Source organism: Cellulomonas sp. ACRRI, from assembly GCF_022346185.1.
Lineage (GTDB): Bacteria > Actinomycetota > Actinomycetes > Actinomycetales > Cellulomonadaceae > Cellulomonas.
This window is the reverse complement of sequence record NZ_JAKRMS010000002.1, coordinates 1-14125: the sequence shown is the minus strand read 5'-3', so window position 1 is coordinate 14125 and position 14125 is coordinate 1. Positions and strand designations below refer to the sequence as shown.

At 75.1% G+C, this 14125-nt stretch carries 12 protein-coding genes, 1 tRNA gene and 1 other RNA gene; 9 read left to right on the top strand and 5 right to left on the bottom strand.

Annotated elements, in window-relative coordinates:
- Nucleotides 1–220 precede the first annotated feature (220 nt).
- The 3 genes from MHY85_RS00805 to MHY85_RS21695 all read left to right on the top strand — a co-directional run bounded on the left by MHY85_RS00805 (nt 221) and on the right by MHY85_RS21695 (nt 2477).
- A complete protein-coding gene (locus MHY85_RS00805) occupies nt 221–934 on the top strand; it encodes a glycosyltransferase family 2 protein (RefSeq protein ID WP_154730916.1) in 714 nt (237 codons plus the stop codon).
- A gap of 94 nt (nt 935–1028) precedes the next feature.
- Nucleotides 1029–1403: a VOC family protein gene (locus tag MHY85_RS00800; RefSeq protein ID WP_239192006.1), complete on the top strand. Its 375-nt coding sequence runs from the start codon at nt 1029–1031 to the stop codon at nt 1401–1403.
- A 54-nt stretch (nt 1404–1457) separates the two neighbouring features.
- Nucleotides 1458–2477 carry an HNH endonuclease gene (locus MHY85_RS21695; protein ID WP_239192004.1) on the top strand — a complete coding sequence of 340 codons (1020 nt, stop codon included), beginning with the start codon at nt 1458–1460 and terminating at the stop codon, nt 2475–2477.
- A 60-nt stretch (nt 2478–2537) separates the two neighbouring features.
- Here MHY85_RS21695 and MHY85_RS00790 read toward each other — a convergent pair.
- Nucleotides 2538–2622, bottom strand: a tRNA-Ser gene (locus tag MHY85_RS00790).
- 179 nt (nt 2623–2801) lie between these two features.
- Here MHY85_RS00790 and ffs point away from each other — a divergent pair.
- From ffs to MHY85_RS00760, 6 genes are all read left to right on the top strand, one after another.
- An RNA gene (ffs, locus tag MHY85_RS00785) (signal recognition particle sRNA small type) lies at nt 2802–2898 on the top strand.
- 161 nt (nt 2899–3059) lie between these two features.
- Nucleotides 3060–3770 (top strand): ABC transporter ATP-binding protein, encoded by a 711-nt coding sequence (locus tag MHY85_RS00780; RefSeq protein ID WP_239192002.1) that lies wholly within the window; start codon nt 3060–3062, stop codon nt 3768–3770.
- Nucleotides 3767–5143, top strand: coding sequence for an FtsX-like permease family protein (locus MHY85_RS00775; RefSeq protein ID WP_239192000.1), 1377 nt, complete (start codon nt 3767–3769; stop codon nt 5141–5143). The genes MHY85_RS00780 and MHY85_RS00775 overlap by 4 nt, the downstream gene beginning before the upstream one ends.
- 125 nt (nt 5144–5268) lie before the next feature.
- Nucleotides 5269–6936: a serine/threonine-protein kinase gene (locus MHY85_RS00770; RefSeq protein ID WP_239191998.1), complete on the top strand. Its 1668-nt coding sequence runs from the start codon at nt 5269–5271 to the stop codon at nt 6934–6936.
- A 106-nt stretch (nt 6937–7042) separates the two neighbouring features.
- A complete protein-coding gene (locus MHY85_RS00765; RefSeq protein WP_239191996.1) occupies nt 7043–8251 on the top strand; it encodes an alpha-hydroxy acid oxidase in 1209 nt (402 codons plus the stop codon).
- Nucleotides 8248–9702 carry an FAD-binding oxidoreductase gene (locus MHY85_RS00760; protein ID WP_239191994.1) on the top strand — a complete coding sequence of 485 codons (1455 nt, stop codon included), beginning with the start codon at nt 8248–8250 and terminating at the stop codon, nt 9700–9702. The genes MHY85_RS00765 and MHY85_RS00760 overlap by 4 nt, the downstream gene beginning before the upstream one ends.
- A gap of 143 nt (nt 9703–9845) precedes the next feature.
- Here MHY85_RS00760 and MHY85_RS00755 read toward each other — a convergent pair whose 3' ends face one another.
- The 4 genes from MHY85_RS00755 to MHY85_RS00740 form a co-directional block, all read right to left on the bottom strand.
- A complete protein-coding gene (locus MHY85_RS00755; protein WP_239192303.1) occupies nt 9846–10445 on the bottom strand; it encodes a methionine ABC transporter permease in 600 nt (199 codons plus the stop codon).
- A 59-nt stretch (nt 10446–10504) separates the two neighbouring features.
- A complete protein-coding gene (locus MHY85_RS00750; protein ID WP_239191992.1) occupies nt 10505–11575 on the bottom strand; it encodes a methionine ABC transporter ATP-binding protein in 1071 nt (356 codons plus the stop codon).
- 113 nt (nt 11576–11688) lie between these two features.
- Nucleotides 11689–12588 carry a MetQ/NlpA family ABC transporter substrate-binding protein gene (locus tag MHY85_RS00745; protein WP_239191990.1) on the bottom strand — a complete coding sequence of 300 codons (900 nt, stop codon included), beginning with the start codon at nt 12586–12588 and terminating at the stop codon, nt 11689–11691.
- Between the two features lie 582 nt (nt 12589–13170).
- Entirely contained in the window at nt 13171–14082 is a 912-nt protein-coding gene (locus tag MHY85_RS00740; RefSeq protein WP_239191988.1) for a MetQ/NlpA family ABC transporter substrate-binding protein, read from the bottom strand.
- Nucleotides 14083–14125 lie beyond the last annotated feature (43 nt).

Genomic DNA, 14125 nt, shown 5'->3' with positions numbered 1-14125 from the left:
GTCCCGCCCCGGACGGCGCGCGCCGCCCGCGCGCATCGATAGGCTGACCCGCGTGACGGGCGAGGCGGAGGACAGGACCGAGGGACGACCGGTCGGCGACCGCCCTGCCCAGGAGCAGGAGCCCGGCGCGCCGCGCAAGCCCCGGCGGTCCCAGCCCCAGCAGCCCGCGCCGCTCGAGGCGCCCACCACCACGGCCCGCACCGGCCGGACCCGGCAGCGCGTGGCCGTCGTCATCCCCGCCAAGGACGAGTCCCGCCGGATCGCGGCGACCGTCCGCTCCGCGCGGGCGATCCCGCACGTCGACCTGGTCCTCGTCGTCGACGACGGCTCGGAGGACAACACCCAGCACGTCGCCCGCGAGGCCGGCGCCGTCGTGGTCCGGCACTCCCACAACCGGGGCAAGGCCGCCGCGATGGAGACCGGCGCCGCGGTCGTCGCCATGCGCGACGCCCCGGACCGCCCGCCGCGGCTGCTGCTCTTCATCGACGGCGACCTCGGCGACACCGCCGTCAACACCGCCCCGCTCGTCCCGCCGGTCCTGGAGGGCACCGCCGACGTGTCGATCGCGCTGCTGCCCCCGCAGCCCGGCGCGGGCGGCCGCGGCATCGTCGTCGGCGCCGCCCGCCGGGCCATCCAGGCGCTCACGGGCTGGACCCCGACGCAGCCGCTGTCCGGCATGCGCTGCCTCACCCGCGAGGCCTTCGAGGCGGCGACGCCGCTCGCCCGCGGCTGGGGCGTCGAGACCGGCATGACGATCGACCTGCTCCGCAAGGGGTTCGTGGCCGTGGAGGTCCCGTGCGACCTGCGGCACCGGCCCTCGGGCAGCGACCTGCGCGGGCAGATGCACCGGGCCGCGCAGTACCGCGACGTCCAGCTCGCCGTGGCCGCGCGGCGCCTCCGCTCGATCGGGGCGGCACCGCGCAAGAAGGGCTGACCCCGGCCGCCCGGCCGGCGTGTCGGGGGGCGGTCGTACGCTGGCCCGAGCCGATCCCGCACAGGCGCGGGGTCGCCGGTCACGGGGGTGCGGCATGGCACACGGCGACATCACGCACATCGACATCCCGGTCGACGACGTCGACCGGGCCAAGGGCTTCTACGGCGCGCTGTTCGGCTGGCAGATCCAGGAGTACCCGGGCTACGAGGGCTACCCGATGTGGCAGGCCCCCAACAAGATCAGCGGCGGCGGGCTCGCCCCGCGGGACGAGGGCTTCGACCGGCCGCGCTCGTACGTCGAGGTCGACTCCATCGACGACACCCTGCGCCAGGTGACCGAGCTCGGCGGGCGGGTGGTCCGGCCGAAGTCGGAGATCAGCCCGACGAGCTGGTGGGCGGCGTTCGTGGACACCGAGGGGAACGAGATCGGGCTGTACGAGGGGACGACGGACACCGACGGGACGGAGTGAGGCGGGACGCCGGGCCGACCGGGTGAGGCGGTTGCCGGCGAGCTCAGTGATCTGGTGAGCTCCACGCATGGTGGTCCGCACGGCGTCGGCGCGTCGATGACGCGGCAGTACTGGAGCTGCTTCTCAGCGGGCACGCTCGAGGAATCGACGGCGCTCTACGGTGACGTCCTCGGTGTGCAGTACGAGTACGACTCGAACGTCGTCAACCACAAGGGCATCAAGGCCGGCGACGTCCTGCTGATCCGGGACGCGCAGCTCGTCCACGGGTACGGCGTGGTCGAGGACGTCACCAGCCGGGACGGGTCCAAGATGATGCGGCGCTGTCCGGTGTGTCGCTTCGCATCCGTCGCCCCGCGGGTGAGGGTCTCGCCTGCCTACCGGTGTCGGCGCTGTCGGAGCACGTTCGATGTCCCGCTGGACGAGCCGATGGACGTCGTCGTCTACACGGCGTCGTACCGTTCCGGGTGGTACCAGTTCGAGACGCCCGCGCGCCTGCGCGACTTGGACACCGTGTACGCGGGCAAGGACCAGCAGAACGCGATTCGCCGGCTTGATCCAGCGAGAGCGGAAGCCCTGCTGCTCGAGGTCTCCGGGGTCGTGGGGATGCTCGGTCTCCACCTCGTGACGGCCGCCGGGGCCATCCCCGAGGGGCACGTCGAGGCCATCGTCCGGGTCCGTCGCGGGCAGCAGAGGTTCCGCGAGAGCCTGCTCGGTCGCTACGGGTCGACCTGTGCAGTGACCGGAGCCCAGCCGGAGGATGTGCTGGACGCGGCGCACCTGTACAGCTACGCCGACCGCGCCGTCCACGACCCCGGCGGGGGCTTGCTCCTCCGTTCCGACATTCACCGCATGTTCGACCGCCTGCTCCTGACCTTCGACCCGACGACGTGGACGTCGCGGGTCGCGCCGGCGCTCCTCGACGAGTACCCGGCGCTGCGAGCGCTCGACGCCCAGCCGATGGCGATCACCGAGGTGGTGCGACCGGACCCGACGTTGCTGGAAGACCATTTCGGAGCCGCAACGAACCGGTGGAAGGCGCGATGGCAGAGGCGCGACGCACGTCGCCCTGCCTGACCGCCCGATGACGAAGGGCCCGCCACCTGCGTGAACGCGGTGACGGGCCCCTTCGACCTGCGGAGGATGGGGGATTCGAACCCCCGAGGGCGTAAACCCAACACGCTTTCCAAGCGTGCGCCATAGGCCACTAGGCGAATCCTCCCGGCCCGTAGAGGGTACCCGAGCCGAGGCGGTGCTCGGTAACCGGCTCCGCCCCTGGGCCCGCGCGACGTCGAGCGCGGCCCCCGGACGCCCGGGGACAGGGGCGCCGGCACCCCCTGCACCAGCACCAGGTCGGCTGCGGCAGGGCCCGGGAGGGCTCCCGTCTGCGTTAGGCTGGGGGCAGACCCCTCGTGCGGCGTCATCTCGCTGAACCCCCCCAGGGCCGGAAGGCAGCAAGGGCAGGTGAGCTCTGGCGGGTGTGCGGGGGGTCCTTGCACGTCCGGACCCGGGCGACGCCGCCCCGGCGGGTCGCCCGGAGGTCGTCCGCCCCCGGTCGGACACGCCCCCCGCTCTCCGCCCCCGGTCGCAGCCGCGGCCCCGCCAGGACGCGACCCCGGTCCGACGCGGCGGCTCGCGGCCCGGCGGGAGGCTGGCGGCATGAGCACGATCACCCCTGGCCCCCGGCTCTCCGCCCGCGGCCTCGTGAAGCGGTTCGGTGCGACGACGGCCCTCGCCGGCGTGGACCTGGACGTCGCACCGGGCGAGTCGGTCGCCGTCATGGGACCGTCCGGCTCGGGCAAGTCGACGCTGCTGCACTGCCTCGCCGGCATCCTGGTCCCCGACTCCGGCACCGTGGCGCTGTCCGGCCGTGGGCTGCACGATCTCGACGAGCGGGAGCGCTCGCTGGTGCGTCGGCGGCAGTACGGGTTCGTGTTCCAGTTCGGCCAGCTGCTGGCGGAGCTGCCGGCGATCGAGAACGTGGCGCTCGCCCCGATGCTGCTCGGGACGTCCCGCCGGGAGGCCACCGAGCTCGCGGGCCGGTGGCTCGCGTCCCTGGGGCTCGCGGGCATGGAGGGCCGGCGCCCGGGGGAGCTGTCCGGGGGCCAGGCGCAGCGTGTCGCGGTGGCGCGGGCGCTGATCACCGGGCCGGAGGTGGTGTTCGCGGACGAACCCACGGGTGCGCTCGACCAGGCCACCGGCCAGGAGGTCATGCGCGTGCTGACCGAGACGACGCGGCTGGCCGGCGCGTCCCTGGTCGTGGTGACGCACGACGCCGGCGTCGCGGCGTGGTGCGGGCGGCGTGTCGAGGTCCGCGACGGCCGCGTGGTGGCGGACGAGCGCCGCGTCCCGCAGGGCGGCGTCCGGTGAGCGCCGTGCTCGCCCTGGCGCCGCGGTTGCGGCGCGCCGGCGGCCGGGACGGCCGTCTGACGACCGTGCTCGCGGTGGCGGCGTTCGCGGTGATGACCGCGCTGACGCTGTCCGTGATCGGCGGGCTCCTGGGCTTCGCCGGCCGCGCCGCCGACCCCGCGGACGCCTACCAGCGCGCGAACGGCGACAGCTACGTGGTGTTCGCCTGGACGGCCGTCGTGCTGCTCGTGGTGCCGCTGCTGACGCTGGGCGGGTCGGCGGCGCGGCTCGGGGTGGCGCGTCGCGACGCGCGGCTGGCGACGCTGCGGCTGCTCGGCGTGACCCCCCGTGAGGTGGTGGCGCTGACGGTGGTCGAGACCGCGTGGCAGGGGCTGGTGGGCGCGGTCGCGGGCGTGGCCGGCTACGTCGCGCTGCTCCCCGTGTGGACCCGCGTGCCGTTCCAGGGGTCGACTTTCTCCGCCGCGGAGCTGTGGGTGGGCTGGCCGGTCCTCGCCGCCGCCTGCGTCGTGGTGCCGGTGCTGGCGGTCGTGAGCGGCGTCGTCTCGTTGCGGCGGGTCGTGGTGTCGCCGCTCGGGGTCGCCCGGCGGCAGACGCCCCCGAGGATGCGCGCCGTGCGGGCGGTGCTGGCGCTGGCGGCGATGGGCCTGTTCATGGTCGTGACGCTCGTGCTGGGTCAGCTCGGCGCGTTCGCGGTGGCGTTCGCGATCGGGTCGCTGGCGCTCGGGTTCGCGGCGCTCAACCTGATCGGGCCGTGGGCGCTGGGTGTCGTCGGGCGGCTGCGGGTGCGGCGGGCGAGGACACCCGCGCAGCTGCTGGCCGCGCGCCGGCTCGTCGACGACCCGCGGGCGACCTGGCGGGTCGTCGGCGGGCTCGGGCTGGCGGGCTTCGTGGCCGGGGCGCTCGCGGTGGTGCCGCTGCTGGCCTCCGGGACGGCCGGCGACGGCGCGTCCGCGGCCGAGGTCGCCGAGATGCGGACGTTCACCGGCGACCTGATGCGCGGTGCGCTGCTGACGCTGACGATCACGTTCCTGGTCGCGGCCGCGTCGGCGGGCATCACCCAGGCGGCGACGGTGCTCGACCGGCGGCGGGAGTACGCCCTGCAGGTCCTCGCGGGGACGCCGGTGGCCCTGCTGGACTCCGTGCGCCGGCGGGAGGTGCTGGTGCCCATGCTGCTCGTGGCCGTGGGGTCGGCGGCGACGGCGGTGGTGATGATGTCGCCGGTGTTCGGCGTCGCGGGGCTGACCGACCCGAGCGGGCTGCTGCTGCTCGTGACGTGCCTCACGGCGGGGTGCCTGCTGGTGCTGGGCGCCACCGAGACGAGCCGGCCGCTGCTGCGTTCTGTCCTGGCGGAGACGCAGGTCAGGCCGGACTGAGGCCCTCGGCGGGCGGAGTGCGGACCGCCGGGCGGCGTCCCCCGTGCAGGTGACGGCGCCCGTCTCGACGCGCGGATGCGAGGGTCTCCGGTGATCCTGGTACCTCACGTCGGGGAGGTTCACCGGTGGGAGACCATCTCGAGCAGGCGACCGCGCCTGCCCTCGGCGTCGCGCCCGGTTCGGGGCTGCGGCCCCGGGACCACGCACTGCCCGCGGGCACGGTGCTGGGCGGCCGGTACACGGTCGGCGAGCGCCTGGGCCGCGGTGGCATGGCGGAGGTCTACCTCGCGCACGACCGGGTGCTCGCCCGCGACGTCGCGGTGAAGGTGTTCCACCCCGCGGCGGCGGGGCACGACGAGGACGAGCGGCACGGCACCGAGATGCGGCTGCTCGCCCGGCTCGCGCACCCCGGCCTCGTGATGATGCTCGACGCCGGCACCACCGAGCTGCCCGGCGGGGAGGTGCAGGACTTCCTCGTCATGGAGCTGGTGCGCGGCCCGTCGCTGGCCGCCCGGCTGGCGGAGGGACCGCTGTCCGCGGACGACGCCGCCCTCGTGGGCGTGCACGTCGCCGAGGCGTTGGCCTACATCCACGACGAGGGCGTCGTGCACCGCGACGTGAAGCCCGCGAACATCCTGCTCCCCCCGGCGGGCCGCCCCGGGGCGAGCGCGTCGTGGACGAAGCTGACGGACTTCGGCATCGCCCGCGTGCGCGCCGACGAGACGGCCACCGCCACCCAGGAGCTGCTGGGCACGCCCTCCTACCTCAGTCCCGAGCAGGCGACCGGCGGGCGGCTCACGTCCGCCTCGGACGTCTACGCGCTGGGGCTGGTGCTGGTCGAGTGCCTCACCGCCGAGCGGGCGTTCCCCGGGGACGCGCTGACCTCGGCGGTCGCCCGGCTGCACCGGCCGGTGCCGCTGCCCGAGCGGTTCGGCCCCCGGTGGGCGGAGCTGATCGGGTCGATGACCGCGCTCGACCCGCTGGACCGGCTCACGGCGACGGCCGCGGCGGAGGAGCTCCGCGCGCTGCTGCGGCCCGGGGCGCTCGGGGTCGGGCCGGTGGCGGGGGACATCGGGGCCGCGGCCGTCCCGCTGGGCACCGTGCAGCTGCCCGGCGCGGCCGGGCCGGCCGAGTCCGGGGCGCTCGAGGAGCACCCGAGCGGGCCGCTGCCGGACGGACCGCTCGACCCCGCGCTGGATGCGCCCACGCTCGGTGTCGACCCCCGGCTGCTGGGCCTGCGCGCGGAGCCGGAGGATGCACTCGCCCCGGCGCGCCGGCGCCGGGTCGGGGGCGTGGTGGCCGGGACCGCGCTGCTCGGCGCGGCGGCGGTGGTGCTCGGGGCGGGTGCGCTGGCGCCAAACGCGCCGGCCTCCGACCCGACGGCGCCGGGCACGACGGCCCAGCAACCGGGCTCGGTCGCGACGGAGGAGATCGCGCCGGCGGACGACGACGCCCCGCCCTCGCCGGTGGAGCAGGCGGCCACCGGCGGCGCCGCGGAGTCCGTCACCGACGCCGTCGCGGTGACGCCGGACGCCGGCGGCACGGTCGACCACGGCTCCCCGGCGCCCGACGCGGCGCCGGACGCGTCCGACGCCCTCCCCGTCGCCGACGCCCTCCCCGTCGCCGTCACGGACCCGGCCGTCACCGACCCGGCCGTCACTGACCCGGCCGTCACCGACCCGGCCGTCACCGACCCGGCACCCGTCCCGCGGGGCGGCACGGACCCCGGCCCGGCCGCGCACGCGAACGAGCAGGCGCACCAGAACGCGGTCGGGCGCGGCCCGAAGGGCTGACCGGCCCCGTCGCCGGCTGAGACACCGCCGCCCGACCCGGTCCCGCGGGGCTACCGTGCCCGGGCGGGGCCCGGAGCCGCCGGGCCCACCGGCGAGGAGGCGACACGTGCGGCGACGGCTGCAGACCTGGTCCGAGCTCAGGCCCCTGCTGCGGATGCGTCCGGTCGAGCTGGACCCGGTGGCCCGCCGGCTGTCCCGGGCGTACACGGTGCGGGACCTGCGGACGATCGCCCGGGCGCGCACCCCGCGGTCGGTGTTCGACTACGTGGACGGCGCCGCCGAGGCCGAGGTGTCGCTGCGCCGGGCCCGCCGGACGCTCCGGGACGTCGAGTTCCGGCCGTCGGTGCTGCGGGACGTCGGCGAGGTCGACCTGTCGACGACGGTCCTCGGCCGGCGCGCGGCGGCCCCGTTCCTGTACGCCCCGACCGGCTTCACGCGGATGATGCAGCACGAGGGCGAGCGGGCAGTCGCCCGGTCGGCGGCGCGCACCGGGGTGCCGTACACGCTGTCGACGATGGGCACGACGTCGATCGAAGACCTGGCCGCCGCCGCGCCGGACGGCCGGAACTGGTTCGGCCTGTACGTGTGGAAGGACCGCGGCGCGTCGACCGAGCTGATGGCGCGCGCGAAGGCCGCCGGCTACGAGGCCCTGGTGATCACGGTCGACGTCCCGGTGGGCGGGGCCCGGCTGCGGGACAACCGGAACGGCTTCAGCATCCCGCCCGCCCTCTCGGTGAAGACCGTCGTCGACGGCGCGCTGCACCCGTCGTGGTGGCTGAACTTCCTCACCACCGAGCCGCTGCGGTTCGCGACGCTGGACTCCTGGCGGGGCACGATCGAGGAGCTCGCGGCGCACATGTTCGACCCGACGGTCGAGCTCGCCGACCTCGCGTGGGTGCGCGAGCACTGGGACGGCCCGCTGGTCGTCAAGGGCGTGCAGACCGTCGCCGACGCCGAGCGCGTGGTCGGGGCGGGCGCGGACGCCGTCGTGCTGTCGAACCACGGCGGGCGGCAGCTCGACCGGGCGCCGGTGCCGCTGACCCTGGTGCCGGACACGGTGCAGGCGGTCGGGGACCGGGCCGAGGTGTACGTCGACACCGGGTTCTCGAACGGCGCCGACGTCGTGGCGGCGGTGGCGCTCGGCGCGCGGGCGGTGATGCTGGGCCGCGCGTACCTGTACGGCCTGATGGCCGGCGGCGAGCGCGGCGTCGACCGCGTCGGCACGATCCTGACCACCGAGATCGCCCGGACGCTGCGCCTGCTCGGCGTGCGGTCGCCGGCCGAGCTCACCCCCGACCACGTGAGGCTGCCGTGACCGAGACCCGCACGCCCGTCGACCCGGCCGCACCCGGGGCGCCGGCCGTCGTCGCCCCCACGCCGGACGACGCCGCGCTCGCGGCCGTGCTGGCCGACCTGCGCGCCGCGCTGCCCGCCGACGCGGTGGTCACGGACGCCGCGGTGCTGCGCGGCCGGGCCCAGGACGGCTCCGCGACCCCGCCGACCGGCGACCCCGTCGCGCTGGTGCTGCCGTCGACCACCGCCGAGGTGTCCGCCGTGCTCCGCGCCGCGCACGCGCACGGCGTCCCGGTGGTGCCGCAGGGCGCTCTCAGCGGGCTCGCGGGCGGCGCCAACGCCGTGCCGGGCGCGATCCTGCTGTCGACGGCCCGCATGACGGAGATCCGGCGCATCGACCCCGTGGACCAGGTCGCCGTCGTCCAGCCGGGCGTGGTCACGAAGGACCTGGTCGACGCCGTCGCCGCGCGCGGGCTGTTCTACCCGCCGGACCCGGCGTCGTACGCGCAGAGCACCATCGGCGGGAACATCGCGACCAACGCCGGCGGGATGCGCTGCGTGAAGTACGGGGTGACCCGGGACTTCGTGCGCTCGCTCGAGGTCGTGCTGGCCGATGGGGAAGTCGTCCGGACGTCGCCCGAGACCGTCAAGGCCGTGGCCGGGCTCGACCTCACGGGCCTGGTCGTCGGCTCGGAGGGCACGCTCGCGGTCGTCACCGAGGCGACCCTGGGCCTGCTGCCGGCGCCGGGGCCGGACCGCGGTGTGTGCGCGACGTTCGCGACCGTCGCCGACGCGCTGGAGGCGGCGAACGCGATCATCGCGAGCCCGCACCGCCCGTCGACGCTGGAGCTGCTCGACGGCGTGGTGCTGGCGTCGCTCGTGGCGTACGACCCGGACGCCGGGCTGCCCGCGGGCGCGGAGGCGATGCTGCTGGCGATCACGGACGAGGCGGTCGGCGGCGTCGAGGACGTCGCGGCCTACGAGGCGATCGCGCGGGAGCACGGCGCCCTGACGGTCGACGTCGCACACGACGAGCAGCGGCTGCACGCGCTGCTGCGCGCCCGGCGGGCGTTCAACCCGGCGATGCGGGCGGTCCGCGGCGGCAGCATCAACGAGGACGTCGCGGTGCCGCGCACCCGGCTGCCCCAGCTCCTGGAGCGGCTGGGCGACATCTCCGCGCAGGTCGGGCTGCCGATCGGGACCGGCGGGCACGTCGGCGACGGCAACCTGCACCCGGTGATCGCCTTCGACCCGGCCGACCCGGCGCAGGTCGCCGCGGCGGCGGAGGCGCACGCGCGGATCCTCGGCCTGGCGGTGGAGCTCGGCGGCACGGTCACGGGCGAGCACGGCATCGGCACCGAGAAGCGCGGCGCCCTGCCGGGCGAGCTCGGCGAGCGCGTCCTGTCGATCCAGCGCGGCATCAAGCAGGTCCTGGACCCGCGCCACATCCTCAACCCGGGCAAGAAGCTCTAGCGCCGGCCGTCACGCGGTCGCCGAGATAGGACCGCTCGGTCGAGATAGGGCCGTGGACGGTCCTATCTCGCCGGGCGGGTCCTATCTCGGCGCGAGGCGGCGGGCGCGCCGGCGGCGGGCGCGCCGGCGGCCGGCGAGGCGCGTCAGCGGCGCAGGACCTTGCGGGCCAGGAAGTTGCCCAGGAACTGGGCGAGCTGGACCATCACCACGATCACCGCGACGGCGGTCCACGTGACCACGTCGTTGAACCGCTGGTACCCGTAGACGATCGCGAAGTCGCCGAGGCCGCCGGCGCCGATCGCGCCCGCGACCGCCGTCATGTCGACGATGCCCACGAACAGGAACGTGAAGCCCAGGATGAGCGGGCCGAGCGTCTCGGGCACGATCACGGTCGCGATGATCCGCAGCGGCCCCGCGCCCATGGCGCGCGCCGCCTCGACGACGCCCGGGTCGAGCGCGACGAGGTTCTGCTCGACGATCCGGGAGGTCGCGAACGTCGCCATGATCGCCAGCGCCGGGATCGCGGCCTCGACGCCGTAGGAGGCGCCGGTGAGCGCCTGGGTCAGCGGCCGGATCGCGGTGATGAAGATGATGAACGGGATCGGCCGGATGATGTTGACCAGCACGTTGAGCACGACGAACACCGGCCGGTTGGCCAGGATGTTGCCCGCGCGGGTCACGTAGAGCGCGATGCCGACGAGCAGGCCGGCGAGGCCGCCGATCGCCAGGGCGGCGATCGCCATCTGCAGGGTCTCGCCGAGCGCCTGCCAGAGCTCGGGCCACAGGGAGACGCCGTTGGAGTTCACGCGCCCACCTCCTTGCTCGCGGGGCCGGCATGGTCGCCGTCGGGGGCGTGCTCGATCACCTCGGTGTGCGCGCGCAGGTCCGCGAGGAACGCGTCGACCGCGGCGTCCGGGCCCTCCAGCGCGAAGGTCAGGGAGCCGAGCGGGCGGGAGTTCACCTCGGTGATGCCGCCGAACACCACGTGCCCGTCGATCCCGTGGGCGCGCAGCCGCTCGGTGACGATGATGCCGGCGGTCGCCTCGCTCTCCCGGATGGCGATCGTGACGATCCGGCCCGCGTGCCGCTCGCGCAGCCGGGCGACCACGTCGGGCCGCGGGCGGTCGTGCAGCGCGGCGCCGATGAACCGGCGCGTGATCGGCTGCGCCGGCTCCGCGAACACGCGGTAGACGTCGCCCTCCTCGACCACCTTGCCGTGCTCCATGACCGCGACCTTGTTGCACAGGTAGGACACGACCGACATCTCGTGCGTGATGACCACGATGGTCACGCCGAGCTCGCGGTTGACCCGGCGGAGCAGGTCGAGCACGTCCTTGGTCGTCTCGGGGTCGAGGGCGCTGGTGGCCTCGTCGGCGAGCAGCAGGGCCGGCGACGTCGCGAGCGCGCGGGCGATGCCGACGCGCTGCTTCTGCCCGCCGGACAGCTGGTCCGGGTACTGCTTGGCCTTGTCCGACAGGCCGACGAACTCGAGCAGCTCGGCGACGCGGGCCTCGCGCTTGGCCTTCGGCCACTTCGCGACTCGCAGCGGGTACGCCACGTTCGCGGCGACCGTGCGGGACTTCAGCAGGTTGAACTGCTGGAAGATGAAGCCGATCCCGGCACGGGCGGGGCGCAGGCCGCGCTCGGAGAGGCCGGTGAGCTCGGTGCCGTCGACCACCACCTGCCCGGAGGTCGGCGTCTCGAGCGCGTTGATCAGCCGGACCAGCGTGCTCTTGCCGGCGCCGGAGTAGCCGATCACGCCGAACACGTCGCCGCGCTCGACGTCGAGCGTGACGCCGTCGACGGCGCGGACGGGACCTGAGGCCCCGTCGAACACCTTCGTCACGTCACGCAGGGAGACCATCGCGGTCATCGGGTCACCGTCCTGGGGTGGGGGTCGCCCGCGGGTGCGGGTGGCGGGTGCCGGCGTCGCGCCGGCGGGCGGTCGTGCGCCGGGCGACCCGCGGGCCGCCCGGCGCGGGTGGATCAGCCGGCGGCGCGGACCTGGTCCTCGAGCTCCGTCAGGCTGGCCTGCAGCTCCTCCGGGGTCAGGTCCTGCTCGACCGCGGTGCCCTGGTTCTCCTCCAGGAGCTGGCCGATGACCTCGTCGCGGTGGTAGATCTCGATGAGGTCCGCGTACACCGGGTTGTCGGCGTCCTCGGCCCGGGCGACCCAGATGTTCACGTACGGGCGCGCCGTGTCCGTGTCCTCCAGGTCGGAGTAGATCGCCGTCGTCGGGTCGATGCCCGCGTCGGCCGCGAAGTTGTTGTTCACGACCGCGGCGTCCAGGTCCTGCAGCTGGATCGCGGTCTGGTTGGCGTCGACGGGCACGACCTTCACGCGGGACGCCGCCTGGTCGATCTCGGCGGGGGTCGACAGCGCGTTGCCGCCGTCCTTCAGCGAGATGAGGCCGGCCGACTGCAGCACCAGCAGCGCGCGCGCCTGGTTGGTCGGGTCGTTCGGGATGGCGACCTCGCCGCCGTCCGGGATCTCGTCCGGCGACGCGTAGCCCTTGGTCGTGTAGAGGCCGAGCTGGTAGATGACCGTCGCCCCGATGGGCGCGAGGTCGTCGTCCGCGCTGACGTTGTAGTTGGCGAGGAACAGCAGGTGCTGGAACTGGTTGAGCTCCAGCTGGCCCTCGCTGAGCACGGTGTTCGGCTGCTGGTAGTCGGTGAAGTTCACCAGCTCGACGTCGATGCCCTCCTCGGCCGCCAGGTCCGTGAAGGTGGTCCAGTACGCCTTCGACTTGTCCGTCACGCCGACGCGGACGGTCACCGGGTTGTCCGGGTCGGCCGTGGTCGGTGCGGCCGCGGGCTCGCCGCCGGAGCAGGCGGCCAGGGCGCCCACGGCGAGGGCGGCGAGGACGGCGGTCAGTCTGCGCTTCATGGTGGTGCTGCCTTCCGGTGGATCTGAGCGGGGGCCCGGCTCGCGGCGCGGGCCCCGTGCGGGCCGGTGGCCGGGCCCGCGGGGCGGTGGCGTGCGGCGTGGCCGCGGTGCCGTCGTGCGGCCGACCGGCGGCCGGCCCCCTGCCGGACGGCGCGGCCGTCGGGCGTGCGGGTCGTGACAGGGTGTCCGGTCGGGCCGTCCGGCTCGCTCAGGAGCGTCGGGCCGGGCGGGACGTCCGCCGCGGGAGGGCCGTGCTGCGGAGGTGCCGCAGCGTCAGCACATTCGCTGACGACAGCACATGAGCCCGCAGGGCGCCCCGGCCATGGCGCGCATCTGCTGCGCGCGGCGCTCGGAAGCGGCGTGGGTGCTCACGTGCTCGACTCCTGTCCCTGGGTGGGGCGGACGCGGGCGACCCTAGCACCCGCCGGGAGCGCCGCGTCCACGGATCTCACGGCACCCGGGTGCCGCGCGATCACGGTGCCACCGGGTCCGCGGTCCCGCCACCGAACAGCGGCCGCGGGTCCGGCGCGCCGACGGCGCCGACCCCGTCGCGGGGCCGGCGCCGTCGGTCGGGCGCGGTGCTCAGGCGTTCTCGCGGACCAGGTCCTCGAGGTCGGCGAGGTCGGACTGCAGCTCCTCCGCCGGCACCTCCTCGACCACGGCGGTGCCGCCGTTCTCCTCCACGAGCTGGTCGGTGACCTCCGGGGAGTGGTAGATGTCGATGAGCTGCTGGTACACCGGGTTGTCCGCGTCCTCGGCCCGGGCGACCCACAGGTTGAGGTACGGACGCGCGGTGTCGGTGTCCTCGAGGTCGGAGTAGATCGCGGTGGTCGGGTCGATGCCCGCGTCCGTCGCGAAGTTGTTGTTGATGATCGCGCCGTCCAGGCTCTGCAGCTGGACCGCCGTCTGGTTGGCGTCGACCGGGACGACCTTCACCTTCGACGCGGCCTCGTCGACCTCGGCCGGCGTGGAGAACGCGTTGCCGCCGTCGACCAGCGAGATCAGGCCGGCCGACTGCAGGACGAGCAGCGCGCGGGCCTGGTTCACCACGTCGTTCGGGATGGCGATCTCGGCACCCTCGGGGATGTCCTCCGGTGAGGCGTAGCCCTTGGTCGTGTAGAGGCCGAGCTGGTAGATCGCGGTCGAGCCGATCGGCTGCAGGTCGTCGTCGGAGTTCACGTTGTAGTTCGCCAGGTACAGCAGGTGCTGGAACTGGTTGAGCTCCAGGTCGCCCGAGCTGAGGATCGGGTTCGGCTGCGTGTAGTCGGTGAAGTTCACCAGCTCGACGTCGATGCCCTCGTCCGCCGCGAGGTCGGTGAACGTCGTCCAGTACTCCTGGGCCTTGTCCGTGACGCCGACCCGCACCGTGACGCGGTTGTCCGCGTCGGCGGTCGCGGTCGCGCCGGAGGACGCCTCGCCGCCGCCGGAGCCGCAGGCGGCGAGCGACGCGGTGGCGGCGATCGCGGCGATCCAGGCGGTGAGTCTGCGCTTCATGGGGGTGTGCCTCTCGGGGTGGGCCCGGCGGGGCGTGCCGGGT

Coding starts and splice junctions, on each gene's coding strand:
- MHY85_RS00745 (WP_239191990.1), bottom strand. CDS start 12,588: ATGAAGCGCAGACTGACCGCCGTCCTCGCCGCCCTCGCCGTGGGCGCC.
- MHY85_RS00750 (WP_239191992.1), bottom strand. CDS start 11,575: ATGACCGCGATGGTCTCCCTGCGTGACGTGACGAAGGTGTTCGACGGG.
- MHY85_RS00740 (WP_239191988.1), bottom strand. CDS start 14,082: ATGAAGCGCAGACTCACCGCCTGGATCGCCGCGATCGCCGCCACCGCG.
- MHY85_RS00755 (WP_239192303.1), bottom strand. CDS start 10,445: ATGGCGATCGCCGCCCTGGCGATCGGCGGCCTCGCCGGCCTGCTCGTC.
- MHY85_RS00800 (WP_239192006.1), top strand. CDS start 1,029: ATGGCACACGGCGACATCACGCACATCGACATCCCGGTCGACGACGTC.
- MHY85_RS00780 (WP_239192002.1), top strand. CDS start 3,060: ATGAGCACGATCACCCCTGGCCCCCGGCTCTCCGCCCGCGGCCTCGTG.